Genomic DNA, 13,461 nt, shown 5'->3' on the forward strand with positions numbered 1-13,461 from the left:
GGTCGGGGCCCTGCCGGCAGCGGCCGCCGAGGGCGAGGCGGTCGCGGCGGCACGCCTCGCCCGTGCGGCGGCGCCCCCGCTGCCCGAGCCCTCCTGCCGGCGCCTGCGCGTGTTCGCCTTCGATCCCTCCCTCGCCGCCCGGCTCGAGACCCTCGGCCTCAACGAGACCACGCTCGAGATCCCGTGGGAGCGCGTCGAGCCCGGACCGGTCGGTGACTTGCTCGAGGTTGTGGACATCGACCCGGCGAGCGGCGCGGCCTATGCCCCGATCGATCTCGACGATCCGGCGCTGATCGCCGCCCAGGGCCTTGCGCCTTCGGAGTCCGATCCGCGCTTCCACCAGCAGATGGTCTACGCCGTGGCGATGCGCACGATCGGCGCCTTCGAACGCGCGCTCGGCCGGCCGGTGCTCTGGGCCCCGCACGTCGATCGCGATGCCGGGGGAAGGCCGCGCGAGCACTTCGTCGCACGGCTGCGCATCTATCCGCACGCGCTGCGCGCGGCGAACGCGTACTACAGCCCCGAGCGCAAGGCGCTGCTGTTCGGCTATTTCCGCGCGCGCGCCGGCGCGGGCGCCGGGCACGTGCCGGGCGGGATCGTGTTCACCTGCCTCTCGCACGACGTGATCGCGCACGAGACGGCGCACGCCCTGCTCGACGGCGTGCACCGCCGCTTCCGCGAACCCACCAATCCGGATGTGCTCGCCTTCCACGAGGCGTTCTCCGACATCGTCGCCCTGTTCCAGCACTTCGGCATCGCCGAGGCGCTCGAGGCGGAGATCGCGCGCACGCGCGGCGATCTCGGGCGGGAGAACCTGCTCGGTGCGCTCGCGCGCCAGTTCGGCCGGGCGCTCGGCGGCCACGGTGCGCTGCGCGACTTCATCGGCGAGACGATCGACCGCGACGGCGAGGCCGTGTGGGTGCCGCGCCGGCCGCGCCCGACCGATTACGCTGCATCACGCCAGCCGCACGCGCGCGGAGCGGTGCTGGTGGCCGCGGTGTTCGACGCGTTCCGTCAGATCTACCACCGCCGCGCCGAGGTGCTGGTCCGGCTCGCCTCCGGCGGGTCGGGCGTGCTGCCCGAGGGGGCGTTGCCCGAGGTGCTGGTGCGCGCGCTCGCCGAGGAGGCCGCGAAGGCCGCGCGGCATGTGCTCGGCATGTGCATCCGCGCACTCGACTATTGCCCGCCGGTCGACATCACCTTCGGCGAGTACCTGCGCGCCCTGGTCACGGCCGACCGCGACATGGCGCCGGCCGATCCGTTCGGCTACCGCACCGCGCTCGTCGCCGCGTTCCGCGCACGGGGCATCCAGCCCGAGGGTGTCGGCCTGGTCGCCGCCGAAAACCTTCTCTGGGAGCCGCCGGAACTCCAGCCGACCTCGCTCGCCGGCACGCTGCGCGCCTTGGCGCGGGCCGGCGGCCTGGGCACGGATCGGCGGCGGCTGTGGGAGCGTTCACGCCGCCAGGCACGCCTGCTCAAGCGCTGGCTGGATGCGCCCGATCGGCTGCGCGATGAGGAGCGGGCGCTGTTCGGCCTGCGCCGCGAACCCGGCCCGCTCGCCGTCGCCGGCCGCGCCGGCCGGCTGCAGCCGATCGAGGTTCATGCGGTGCGGCATGCGCTGCGCGTCGGCCCGGACGGCGAGACGCGCCGCGACCTGGTGGTGGAGGCGACGCAGTCCTGGGTGCCGGACGACGCCCCGCAGCTCCGGCTGCGCGGCGGCTGCACGCTGCTGATCGATACCGGGACGGCCGAGCTGCGCTACTGCATTCGCAAGAGCGTGGCGCAGCCGCGCCGGACCGGCGAGCAGATCGCCTTCGCGGCCGAGGCGGCGGCGCACGCGGCCGCGGATCCCTATGGCCTCGACCGCCCGGGGCGGGAGCCTTTCGCGGTGCTGCATGCCCACGGGCCGGGGGAGTAGCGCCATGGCGACCTCGAGGTCCCGCAAGCCTGCCGCGACGAAACGCCCCCGCCCCCCGCGCCGGCCGCGGGTGCGCATGTACCGCCACGGTTTCGGCGACTGCTTCCTGATCAGCCTGCCGCGCGGCCGGGGCGAGGCGCACATCATGATCGACTGCGGCGTGCTGCTCGGCACCAGGGATGCCGCCGCGACCGTGCAGGCGGTCGTGGCCGACATCGCCCGCGTCACCGGCGGCGAGATCGCGCTGCTGGCGGTCACGCACGAGCACTGGGATCACGTCTCGGGGTTCCTCCAGGCCGGCGAGGGGATGCGCGCGCTCCGCACGCGCCAGGTGTGGATGAGCTGGGCCGAGAATCCCGATGATCCGCAGGCACGGCGGCTGGCCGGGGAGCGCGCGCGCGCGCTCGCGGCGCTGCGGCTCGGGATGGCGCGGCTTGGGCTTGCCGGGGCGGACGGCGAGGGACCGCTCGCCGGCCTGCTCGGCTTCTTCGGCGCGGGCGGCAGCTCGACGCGCGACGCCCTGGAGGCGGCGCGCGCGCTCGCTCCCGGCGGCAGGCCGCGGTATCTCGAGCCCGGCGAGGGGCCGCTCGAGATCGAGGGCACGGGCGCGCGGATCTATATCCTCGGCCCGCCGCGCGACGAGGCGCTGCTGCTGCGTTCGCAGCCGTCGCGTGCCGGCCGCGAGACCTACGAGATCGCGCCCGGCCTGCCGCTCGACGATGCTGCCGCCTGCCTCGCCGGCGCGGCGGAGGCGCCCTTCGCCGCGCGCTGGGCGATCCCGCTGGAGGTGGCCGCCACGCTGCCGTTCTTCCGCCGTGTGCTCGTCTCGCCCGAGGAGCGCTGGCGCGGCATCTCCGGCGCCTGGCTCGACGGCCTCGCCGAGCTCGCGCTCAAGCTCGACGCGCACACCAACAACACGAGCCTCGTGCTCGCGATCGAGCTTCCCAGCGGCGCGGTGCTGCTGTTCGCCGGCGACGCGCAGGTCGGCAACTGGCTGTCGTGGCAGGGGCTGCGCTGGCAGGTGGCGGGAGGCGAGGTGACGGGTCCCGACCTCCTTGCGCGCACGGTGCTGTACAAGGTCGGCCACCATGGCAGCCACAACGCGACGCTGCGCGAGCAGGGGCTGGAGACGATGGGGCGGCTGGCCACCGCGCTCGTGCCGGTGGACGAGGCGATCGCGCGGCGGCAGAACTGGACCCGCATTCCGCTGCCCTCGCTGATGACGCGGCTCGCGGAGCGCACCGGGGGACGCGTGCTGCGCGCCGATGCCGGCAGGGACGGGGTGCCGCCGGTGCCGGCGGCGCGCGATATCCGCGCCGCGGATCTCTGGTTCGAGGTGCGGCTGTAGCGGCCGCTTCCGTCACCCCTGCGATTGCCCCGGGGCGGTGCTGTTGGCAGGGTCAGGCCGTGTGGCAGGCCAGGAGCGGCAGGGCTGATGGGAGAGTCGGCGAATCGGATCGAACCGCCGGGCGAACGCAAGCGTGCCTCGGCGCTGCTGCTCGATCTCTGCCGCGCCTGGCCGACCGATCGGATCGCGATCGGCGACCTGATGACCGCGCTCGGCGATCGCGGCTATGGGCTGCTCATGCTGGCGCTGGCGCTGCCGAATCTGATCCCGGCGCCGATCCCTGGCCTCTCGGGCGTGCTCGGCACGCCGATCATCATCCTCGCTGCCATGATGCTGGTCGGCTATCCGCAGCCCGTGCTGCCGCGCGCGATCCGCGAACGGACGGTGCCGCGCGCGGCAATGGAGGCGGTGCTCGCGCGCGCGCAGCCCTGGCTCGCGCGGCTCGAGCGCTTCGTCCGCCCGGGCACGCTCAGGCTGCCGCATCGGGGCGTCGAGATCACCGCGGCGCTGCTGCTCGGCATCAACGCCACGCTGCTCGCCCTGCCGATCCCCTTCGGCAATCCGGCTCCGGCGCTTGCGATCGTGGTGATGTCGGTGGCGCTGGTGGAGGCGGATCGGCGGCTGTTCCTGGTCTCGATCGCGATCCTGATCGCCGCGATCGCGATCGACGTGGTGATCGTGCTGGTGATCCTCGGAATCGGCGCGCGGCTGCTGGGACTCGCCTAGGCCGGCGGGGCTTGGCTAGAACGCCCGAAGCAGCAGGCGGAGGCAGCATGATCACGACCTATCGGGTCGAGGGCGGGCGGCTGATTGTGGGCGAGGCGCCGCATCCTCCCTCCGAGGGCGCCGCCGCGGCCCCGCTGCCGGTCTGGATCGACCTCCTCCAGCCGACCTGGCAGGAGGAGCGCATGGTCGAGCGGCTGATCGGCGTCGAGCTGCCGACGCGCGAGGAACAGCAGGAGATCGAGGCCTCCTCGCGGCTCTATCGCGAGGGCGAGGCGCTCTTCCTCACCACCCCCGTGATGCATGGCGCCGATACCGGCGAGCCGGGAACCGCCGCGATCACCTTTGTGCTGACGGCCCAGACCCTGGTCACCGTGCGCCATGCGACGCCGCGCGCCTTCGGCATCTACGCCGCGCGCGCCGCCAAGAACGCCTCGCTGGTGGCGACCGCGGACGGGGTGATGCTGGGCCTGTTCGAGCAGGTGGTCGACCGCCTCGCCGACGTGCTGGAGCGGATCACCGCCGACATGGATCGCTCGAGCGCCGCGGCCTTCCGCGCTGCGCGCAGCAGCGAGCCGGCTTCGACCAAGAACGCGGCACTGAAGGAGGCTCTCATCACCCTCGGCCGGGTGGGGGATGCGACCGCGCGGGCGAACGAGACGCTGCTCGGACTTGCGCGCATCATGGCCTTCATCACCGCCGAGAAGGACAGCGCCATCCGCAAGGAGAACAAGCCGCGCATCAAGACGCTGGCGCGCGACCTGCGCAGCCTGCAGGAGCACGCGAAGTTCCTCAACGAGAAGGCGACCTTCCTGCTCGATGCGGTACTCGGCGTGATCAACATCGAGCAGACGGCGGTGATCAAGACCTTCTCGGTGGTGGCGGTGGCGCTGATGCCGCCGACCCTGATCGCCTCGATCTACGGCATGAACTTCGAGCACATGCCCGAACTCGGCTGGAGCGTCGGCTATCCCTTGTCGCTGGTCGCGATGGTCGTCTCGGCGGTGCTGCCGGTGATCTACTTCCGCCGCAAGGGCTGGCTGTGACGCCGGGGCGCGGGCGGTTCCCCGGCTGCGCCGGAACCGCAGCGGTCGGCCCGAGAGGCCGCCCTTGCCCGACGCCCGTCATGATCGTCGGCCGTGCCGGACTGCCGGCGGGCAACGCCGATCACAGCGTGATCACCTGGTCGGGCGGCGACGTCGAGAGCGCCTGGTAGAGCTGCGGGAAGCAGCCCGCGACCACGCCCGCCACGCAGCCCTTGGCCCTCACCTCGCCGCGGCCGCAGCCGGTGAAGTCACCCTCGGCGAGGCCGCGCCGGAGCGCGCAATCGTCGCAGATCATCAGCAGCATGCCGCTGCGGGCGGCGATCCGCGCCAGGCGTTCGCCGGTCGGATCGCCGGCGCGCAGCACGTGGACGTTGTCGTCGAAGAAGAACATCCCGACCACCTCGGCACCGTGTCGTCCCTCCTCGAGCTGGGGCAGGATCATCCCGGCCAGCTTGAAGGTCGCGGCGTTGGGGGTGGCGAAGACATAGGCGACTCGCATCTGCGTTCCCTTGGTGCTGTCGTGGCGTGACGAGCGGAGCGCGGCCGGTCAGATCCGCATCAGCGCACGCACGTGGACGGCGGCGCCCTCGGCAAGCGCGATCAGGTCGTAGCCGCCCTCGAGCAGGCTGACGATCCGGCCCCCGCAGACGCGATCGGCGAGTTCGACCAGCGCGCGCGACAGCCAGGAGAAGTCCGGCGTCTGCACCCGCAGCGAGGCGAGCGGATCGCGCGCATGGGCGTCGAACCCGGCCGAGACGATGATGAGGCCGGGGCAAAACCGATCGACTTCAGGAATGATCACGTCGCCCCAGGCGGCGCGGAACTCGGGCCCGCCCGCGAAGGGCTCGAGCGCGACGTTGCGCACGTTCTCCGCGCAGCCGCGCTCGGAGGGATGTCCGGTGCCCGGGTAGAGCGGCATCTCGTGCGAGGAGGCATAGAAGAAGTCGGGGTCGTCCTGCAGGATCGCTTGGCTGCCATTGCCGTGATGCACGTCGAAGTCGAGCACGGCGACACGCCGGACACCCCAGACCGCGCGGGCGTGATGCGCGGCGATCGCGGCGTTGCTGAACAGGCAGAACCCCATCGGCCGCGCGGCCTCGGCGTGATGGCCGGGCGGGCGGGTCGCGCAGAATGCCGCGCGTGCCCAGCCCTGCATCACCGCGTCCACGGCCGCCACCGCAGCGCCCGCCGACCGCAGGGCCGCAGCGCGACTGCCGCCGCTCATGCCGGTGTCGGGGTCGAGCATCACCCGCTCGCCGGGCGGCGGCGCGATCGACAGGATCGCCTCGACATAACGCTCAGGGTGCACGCGCATCAGCTGCTCGGGGGTCGCCTCGGGCGCCTCCTCGCGGGCGAGCGTGGCGAACGCCTCGCCTTCCAGGGCGCGCAGCACCGCGCGCAGGCGGTCCGGCCGCTCCGGATGTCCGGGGCCGTTGTCGTGGTCCAGGCAGGCGGGATGCGTGAACAGCGCGGTCGTCACGACCCCGCCTCGGCCTTCTTCTGGATCACGAAACTGTACACGCCCTGCGCCTCGCTGACCGCCACCAGCGCATGCCCGGTCGTTTCGCAGTAGTTGCGAAAATCCCTGACCGACGCGGGGTCGGTCGCCAGCACGCGCAGCCGCGCCCCCGCCGGCAGGCCACGCAAGGCCTTGTTGGCGCGCAGCACGGGCAGCGGGCAGCTCAGCCCCTTGAGATCGAGCAGCGTCTCGGCCATGCCCCCACTCTGCGCCGCCACCTGCGATCGGGCAAGCGCCGGCCGCTTGCCTCGACCGGCGCCGCATGGCACCCGTGCGGCGGGAGAAGCATCGGGTGGATCTCGCCGGCCTGTTCTCGCTCGAAGGCCGGGTGGCGCTGGTGACCGGCGCCTCCGGCACGCTGGGTGCCCATTTCGCGCGCGTGCTGCACGCGGCCGGCGCGGCGGTGGTGCTCGCGGCGCGTCGCCTGCCGGCCTGCGGGTCGCTTGCGGCCGAGCTCGGCGGCCGTGCCGTTGCCGTGCCGCTAGACCTTGCGGATCCTGCCGCGATCGCCGCCGCCTTCGCTGCCGGCGAGGCCGCGTTCGGGGCGCCGTGCGACGTGATCGTCAACAACGCGGGCGTGGCCGTGACGCAGCCCGCGCTCGAACTCGCCACCGAGGCGTGGGACGCGGTGGTGGGCGTGAACCTGCGCGGCGCGTTCCTGGTGGCGCAGGAGGGCGCGCGTCGCCTCGTGGCTGGCGGCAGGCCCGGCGTGATCGTCAACATCGCCTCGATCCTCGGCCTGCGCGTGACGGCCGGGGTCGCCGCCTATGCCGCCGCCAAGGCCGGGATGATCCAGCTCACCCGCACGCTTGCGATCGAGCTCGCGCGCCACCGCATCCGCGTCAACGCGCTCGCCCCCGGCTATGTCGAGACCGACATGAACCGCGCCTTCTTCGCAACCGATGCCGGCCAGGCGATGATCCGGCGCATCCCGACCCGGCGGCTCGGCACGCCCGCGGATCTCACGGGTGCCTTCCTGTTGCTCGCCTCCGATGCCTCCGCGCACATGACCGGCGCGGTGGTGACCGTGGACGGCGGGCATTCGATCAACCCGCTCTGAGGCGAGACCCGATGGACTTCACGCTCCCTCCCGAGGTCGAGGCGATCCGCCAGCGCGTCCGTCGCTTCGTCGACGACCGTCTGATCCCGCTCGAAGCCGATGCGGCGAGCTACGACGGGCACGAGAACATCGCGCCCGCGCTGCTCGCCGAGATGCGCGCGGCTGCGCGCGCCGAGGGGCTCTGGGCGCTGCAGATGCCGAAATCCCGCGGCGGCGGCGGGCTCGACCGCGTCGGCATGGCGGCCGTCTACGAGGAGATGAACCGGTCGATCTTCGGCCCCGTGGTGTTCAACAGTGCTGCCCCCGACGACGGCAACATGATGCTCCTCGAGCGCGTGCTGCCCGAGGCGATGAAGGAGCGCTGGCTGCAGCCGATCATCGACGGCCGCGTGCAGTCGGCCTTCGCCATGACCGAGCCGGACGGCTGCGGCTCCGACCCGGGCCTCACCTACACCACCGCCGAGCGCGTGGGCGATCGCTGGCGCATCGTCGGCCGCAAATGGTTCATCACGGGGGCGGAGGCCGCGAGGATCTTCATCGTCGTCGCGCGCACCTCAACGGACGAGCGCAAGGGCCTCACCGCCTTCCTGTTCGACGCCGACAGTCCCGGCTGGCGCATCGTCCGGCGCATCCCGATCATGGGGCCGGAGGAGCACGGCGGGCATTGCGAGCTCGCCTTCGAGGGGCTGGAGATTCCCGACAGCCAGCGCCTGCTCGGCGTGGGCGACGGGCTGAAGGTGACGCAGATCCGCCTCGGCCCGGCGCGGCTGACGCACTGCATGCGCTGGCTCGGCATGGCACGGCGCGCGCTTGAGATCGCGACCGCGCATGTCGCGCAGCGGAAGTCGTTCGGGCAGATGCTGATCGAGCGCGAGAGCGTGCAGGGCATGATCGGCCAGGCGGCGATGGAGATCGAGATCGGCCGGCTGCTCACCATGAAGGCGGCCTGGGTGCTCGACCAGGGCGGCTTCGCGCGCAAGGAGATCTCGATGGCGAAGATCGTCGTCGCCGATGCGCTGCACAAGGCGGTGGACACGGCATTGCAGCTCCTCGGCGCGAAGGGCTACTCGAAGGACACGGTGGTGGAGTGGATGTACCGCTACGCGCGCCAGGCGCGCCTGGTGGACGGCGCCTCCGAGGTGCACCGGATGGTGATCGCCAACATCCTGCGCCGCGAGGGGCGCGACTTCTTCGGCTGGGGGATGCCCGTGCATGGATGAGGCGCGCCGCGTCCGCCTCGAAGCCTGGCTGCGCGCCGAGACGGGTGACGCGGCACTCGCGATCGCGGATCTGCGGCGGCTCTCGGGCGGGGCGATCCAGCAGAACTGGGCGCTCGACGTGCGGTGCGGCGACGGCTGCACCGCCGCCTGGGTGCTGCGCACCGACAACGCCGCCACGCTCGCGGTCTCGCACGGCAGGGCGGAGGAGTTCGCCCTGCTGCGCGCCGCGCAGGCGGCCGGCGTGACGGTGCCGGAACCGCTCTTCCTCTGCCCCGACCGGGCGGTGATTGGTGCGCCGTTCTTCGTGATGCGCCGGGTCGAGGGCGTCGCGGCCGGGCATCGCGTGGTGAGGTGCGGCACGCTCGCCGGCGGGCGCCGCGCCGCGGCGGAAGCGGTCGGGCGCGAGCTCGCCCGCATCCACGCGATCCGCCCGCCGCGCGCCGATCTTCCCTTCCTCGGCGCGCCTCCGGCCGATCCGGCGGCTGCCTTCCTGGCCGGCCAGCAGCGCGCGCTCGACCGCCAGCGCGACCCGCATCCGATCCTGGAATGGGGGCTTCGGCATCTCGCGCGCCGGGCGCCGGCACCGATCACGTCGGTACTATGTCACAACGATTTCCGCACCGGCAACATCATGTTCGACGCGCGCGGCGTGACCGCGGTGCTGGACTGGGAGTTCGCCGGCTGGGGCGATCCGCATGCCGATCTGGGCTGGCTCTGCGCGAAGTGCTGGCGCTTCGGCAACGACGCCGAGGAGGCGGGCGGGATCGGCCCGCGCGACGCCCTCTACGCCGGCTACGTCGCCGCCGGCGGCGCGCCGCCCGATCCTGGCCGCGTCGCCTGGTGGGAGATCGCGGCGCATCTGCGCTGGGCGACCATCGCGCTCGACCAGGCGGAGCGGCACCTCTCGGGCGCGGAGCCGAGCCTCGAGCTCGCGCTGACCGGCCACATCGTGCCGCAGCTCGAATGGGACATCCTCGCCGCCGTGGAGGCGCGCGATGCCGCTTGAGCGGCCTTACACGCCCGACCTGCTCGCGATCGCGCGCGCGACCCTGCTGGACGAGGTCCTGCCCGCGCTGCCGGAGGCGCAACGGTTCGCGGTGCGCATGGTGGCGAACGCGATCGGCATCGCCGCGCGCGAGACGGCACTCGCCGGCGACGCCCGCACCGCCCTGGTCGCGCGTGTTGCGGCACTCACCGGCGAGGCGGCCGATCCCCTGCGCGCGCTCGCCGCGGCGATCCGCGCCGGCGCCTTCGATCCCGGCACGGAACGCCATGCCGAGGCGGCTCGGCTGCTCAAGGATCTCGCCCGGCTGCGCTGTTCGGTGAGCGCGCCGAAGGCGCTCGGCGGAGGATGAGACCATGCAGGACGATCTGCCGAAGACCGACGCGAACCACGTGCCGCTCTCGCCGGTGTCGTTCCTGCGCCGCGCCGCCGCCGTATGGGGCCCGCGCACGGCGGTGATCCACGGCGCGCGCAGGCTGACCTACGCCGGGCTGTCCGAGCGCAGCCGCCGCCTTGCCTCGGCCCTGCGCGGCCTGGGCGTGGCACCAGGCGACGTGGTCGCCGTGCTGCTGCCCAACGTCCCCGAGATGCTGGAGGCGCATTTCGGCGTGCCGACGGCGCAGGCGGTGCTGTGCCCGATCAATATCCGCCTGGATCCCGGAACGATCCGCTTCATCCTCGGCCATGCCGAGGCGAAGGTGCTGATCGTCGACCGCGAGTTCGCCGCCACCGCGGCCGCCGCGCTCGAGGGGCTCGCGCCGCGCCCGCGCGTGATCGTGGTGGACGATCCGGAAGGTCCGGGCGGGGCGGCGATCGACGCGGCGCCCTACGAGGCGGTGATCGCCGCCGGCGACCCGGCCTTCCCCCTCGTGCCGCCCGCGGACGAATGGGCCGCGATCAGCCTCTCCTACACTTCCGGCACCACCGGCGATCCGAAGGGCGTCGTGGTGCACCATCGCGGCGCCTATCTGAACGCCTGCGGCAACGCTCTCGCCTTCGGCCTCTCGCCGCGGAGCGTCTATCTCTGGACGCTGCCGATGTTCCACTGCAACGGCTGGTGCTACACTTGGGCGGTGACGCTGCAGGGTGGGACGCATGTCTGTCTGCGCCGCATCGAGCCCGCGCGCGTCTTCGCCCTGATCGCCGGGCACGGGGTGACGCATCTCTGCGCGGCCCCCGTGGTGCTGACCATGCTGATCAATGCGCCGGCAGAGCAGCGCCTTGCCTTTCCTCAGCGCGTGCAGATCGCCACCGGCGGGGCCGCGCCGCCCTCGCCGGTGATCGCGGCGATGGAGGAGATGGGATTCGAGGTGACGCATCTCTACGGCCTGACCGAGAGCTTCGGCCCCTCGCTCGCCTGCGCCTGGCAGCCGGGGCTCGAGGACCGGCCGCTTGCCGAGCGCGCGTCGTTCATGGCGCGCCAGGGTGTCGCCCTGCCCACGCTCGAGGAGGCGACGGTGCTCGATCGCGGCACGGGCGCGCGCGTACCGGCGGATGGGACAACCCTCGGCGAGATCGTGCTGCGCGGCAACACGATCATGAAGGGTTATCTGCGCAACCCGAAAGCCAATGCGGCGGTGTTCGTGGGCGGCTGGTTCCGCACCGGCGATCTCGGCGTGTTGCACCCGGACGGCTACATCGAGGTGAAGGACCGCGCCAAGGACATCGTCATCTCGGGCGGGGAGAACATCTCCAGCCTGGAGGTGGAGGAGGTGCTGTACCGCCATCCGGCGGTGATGGAGGCGGCGGTGGTTGCCGCGCCGGACCCGACATGGGGCGAGGTGCCTCATGCCTTCGTGGCGCTCAAGCCCGACGCCGAGGGCAGCGTGAGCGAGGCCGCGCTGATCGCCTGGTGCCGCGATCGGCTCGCGCATTTCAAGGCGCCCAAGCGGGTCACCTTCGGCCCGCTCCCCAAGACGGCGACGGGCAAGATCCAGAAATACGAGCTGCGCGCACGCCTGCGCGGGGCCGCGCGCGAGGCTTGAGCGCCGGCTTGCGGGACCGCAGAGTGCCGTCATGCGCATCGGCATCGACCTCGGCGGCACCAAGATCGAGATCATCGCGCTCGACGCAGCGGGCGCGGAGCGTCACCGTGAACGCATCGCCACCCCCAGCGACTACTGGGGCGTGATCCGTGCGATCCGCGGCCTCGTCGAGGCCACCGAGTCGCGGCTCGCCGCGCGCGCGACCGTGGGCATCGGCATGCCCGGCTGCATCAGCCCGGCGACCGGTCTCGTCAAGGGCGCGAACAGCACCTTCCTGAACGGCATGCCCTTCGAGCGCGACCTCGCCGCCGCGCTCGGCCGTCCCGTGCGCGTGATGAACGACGCCAACTGCTTCGCGCTCTCCGAGGCCGCGGACGGGGCCGCGGCCGGCAGGCGCGTCGTCTTCGGCGTGATCCTGGGGACGGGCTGCGGCGGCGGCGTGGTGGTGGACGGCACGCCGCTGGTCGGCCCCCACGCGATCGCCGGCGAGTGGGGGCATGCGCCGCTCCCGTGGCCCTCGGCGGTCGAGGTGCCGGGGCGGCGCTGCTGGTGCGGCCGGCACGGCTGCCTCGAGACCTGGATCAGCGGCACCGGCCTCGCCGAGGACTGCGACGGGCCGGGCGCGCGCGACGCGGTGGCGGTGGAGCGGCGCGCAGCCGCGGGCGAACCCCGTGCCCGGGCGGCGCTCGCGCGCCACGCCGACCGGCTCGCGCGCGGGCTCGCGGTGGTGATCGACCTGATCGATCCGGATGCGATCGTGCTCGGCGGCGGCCTCTCGAACATGGACCATCTCTACGAGGCCGTGCCGCGGCTCCTGCCGGCCTACGTGTTCAGCGATGTCGTGGCCACGCCGGTCCTCAAGGCGAAGCACGGCGACAGCTCCGGCGTGCGGGGGGCCGCCTGGCTGTGGCGTCCGGACGAGGCGCCGTGACGCCCACGCTCTGCCGCGACTGCGACTGGCATGCCGCGGAGCCTTCCGATCGCGACCGCTGTCCGCGCTGCGGCTCGACGCGGCTGGTGCGCCATGCGGAGCTGTTCGCGCTCGCGATCGCGCATGTCGATGCCGATGCGTTCTACGCCAGCGTCGAGAAGCGGGACCGGCCCGAGCTTGCGGATCGCCCGGTGATCGTCGGCGGCGGCCGGCGCGGTGTCGTGACCGCCGCCTGCTACCTTGCGCGCCGCTCTGGCGTGCGTGCGGCGATGCCGATGTTCAAGGCGCTCGCGCTCTGCCGCGACGCGGTGGTGATCCGCCCCGACATGGCGAAATACGCCGCGGTCGGGCGCGCGCTGCGTGCGCTGATGCAGCGCCTCACGCCGCTGGTCGAGCCGCTCTCGATCGACGAGGCCGTGCTCGACCTCTCGGGCACCGAGGCGTTGCACGGCGCGCCGCCGGCGGTGGTGCTGGCGCGGCTCGCGCGCACGGTCGAGAGCGAACTCGGCGTCACCATCTCGGTCGGGCTGGCGCCCAATCGGATGCTCGCGAAGATGGCGGCCGAGCGCGACAAGCCGCGCGGCTTCGCGGTCATCGGCGCGGGCGAGGCGGCCCGGGTGCTCGCGCCCCTTCCGGTCGGCGCGCTGCCGGGGATCGGCCCGAAGGCAGCCGCGCGGCTGGTGGCGCAGGGCTTCGCGACCCTCGGCG

Annotated in this window: 14 protein-coding genes; 11 read left to right on the plus strand and 3 right to left on the minus strand. The window is 73.1% G+C overall.

Annotated elements, in window-relative coordinates:
- The 4 genes from FK498_RS19325 to FK498_RS12860 all read left to right on the plus strand — a co-directional run.
- The coding region (locus tag FK498_RS19325; protein WP_202614845.1) for a hypothetical protein at positions 1–1,918 on the plus strand (1,918 nt) is incomplete at its 5' end.
- Between the two features lie 4 nt (positions 1,919–1,922).
- Positions 1,923–3,266, plus strand: a complete 1,344-nt coding sequence (locus FK498_RS12850) for an MBL fold metallo-hydrolase (RefSeq protein ID WP_141855166.1) — start codon at positions 1,923–1,925, stop codon at positions 3,264–3,266.
- 87 nt (positions 3,267–3,353) lie between these two features.
- The gene (locus tag FK498_RS12855) at positions 3,354–3,992 is read left to right on the plus strand and encodes an exopolysaccharide biosynthesis protein (protein WP_141855167.1); all 639 of its coding nucleotides are present in this window, start codon (positions 3,354–3,356) and stop codon (positions 3,990–3,992) included.
- A 47-nt stretch (positions 3,993–4,039) separates the two neighbouring features.
- Complete coding sequence (locus FK498_RS12860) at positions 4,040–5,035, plus strand: magnesium transporter CorA family protein (RefSeq protein WP_141855169.1); 996 nt, start codon at positions 4,040–4,042, stop codon at positions 5,033–5,035.
- 121 nt (positions 5,036–5,156) lie between these two features.
- Here FK498_RS12860 and FK498_RS12865 read toward each other — a convergent pair whose 3' ends face one another.
- Genes FK498_RS12865 through FK498_RS12875 form a run of 3 tightly spaced genes read right to left on the minus strand, consistent with a single transcriptional unit; the run spans position 5,157 to position 6,751 of the window.
- Positions 5,157–5,534, minus strand: a complete 378-nt coding sequence (locus FK498_RS12865; RefSeq protein ID WP_141855171.1) for a SaoD/DsrE family protein — start codon at positions 5,532–5,534, stop codon at positions 5,157–5,159.
- Positions 5,535–5,582: 48 nt separating this feature from the next.
- Positions 5,583–6,515, minus strand: a complete 933-nt coding sequence (locus FK498_RS12870; RefSeq protein ID WP_141855173.1) for a histone deacetylase family protein — start codon at positions 6,513–6,515, stop codon at positions 5,583–5,585.
- Positions 6,512–6,751 carry a sulfurtransferase TusA family protein gene (locus tag FK498_RS12875; RefSeq protein WP_141855175.1) on the minus strand — a complete coding sequence of 80 codons (240 nt, stop codon included), beginning with the start codon at positions 6,749–6,751 and terminating at the stop codon, positions 6,512–6,514. The genes FK498_RS12870 and FK498_RS12875 overlap by 4 nt, the downstream gene beginning before the upstream one ends.
- Before the next feature lie 95 nt (positions 6,752–6,846).
- On the opposite strand from FK498_RS12875, the gene FK498_RS12880 reads away from it, so the two are divergent.
- The 7 genes from FK498_RS12880 to FK498_RS12910 form a co-directional block, all read left to right on the plus strand.
- On the plus strand, positions 6,847–7,614 hold the full coding sequence (locus tag FK498_RS12880) for an SDR family NAD(P)-dependent oxidoreductase (RefSeq protein ID WP_237560937.1): 768 nt from the start codon (positions 6,847–6,849) through the stop codon (positions 7,612–7,614).
- Between the two features lie 11 nt (positions 7,615–7,625).
- Positions 7,626–8,834: an acyl-CoA dehydrogenase family protein gene (locus tag FK498_RS12885; protein ID WP_141855177.1), complete on the plus strand. Its 1,209-nt coding sequence runs from the start codon at positions 7,626–7,628 to the stop codon at positions 8,832–8,834.
- On the plus strand, positions 8,827–9,840 hold the full coding sequence (locus tag FK498_RS12890) for a phosphotransferase family protein (RefSeq protein WP_141855179.1): 1,014 nt from the start codon (positions 8,827–8,829) through the stop codon (positions 9,838–9,840). The genes FK498_RS12885 and FK498_RS12890 overlap by 8 nt, the downstream gene beginning before the upstream one ends.
- Positions 9,830–10,189, plus strand: a complete 360-nt coding sequence (locus FK498_RS12895; protein WP_141855181.1) for a DUF6285 domain-containing protein — start codon at positions 9,830–9,832, stop codon at positions 10,187–10,189. The genes FK498_RS12890 and FK498_RS12895 overlap by 11 nt, the downstream gene beginning before the upstream one ends.
- Positions 10,190–10,193: 4 nt before the next feature.
- Positions 10,194–11,822, plus strand: a complete 1,629-nt coding sequence (locus FK498_RS12900; RefSeq protein WP_141855183.1) for an AMP-binding protein — start codon at positions 10,194–10,196, stop codon at positions 11,820–11,822.
- A 31-nt stretch (positions 11,823–11,853) separates the two neighbouring features.
- Positions 11,854–12,753: an ROK family protein gene (locus FK498_RS12905; protein ID WP_141855185.1), complete on the plus strand. Its 900-nt coding sequence runs from the start codon at positions 11,854–11,856 to the stop codon at positions 12,751–12,753.
- A partial coding sequence (locus FK498_RS12910) for a DNA polymerase IV (RefSeq protein WP_141855187.1) occupies positions 12,750–13,461 on the plus strand: 712 nt, incomplete at its 3' end. The genes FK498_RS12905 and FK498_RS12910, both read left to right, overlap by 4 nt.

The organism is Elioraea sp. Yellowstone (assembly GCF_006704265.1).
Lineage (GTDB): Bacteria > Pseudomonadota > Alphaproteobacteria > Acetobacterales > Acetobacteraceae > Elioraea.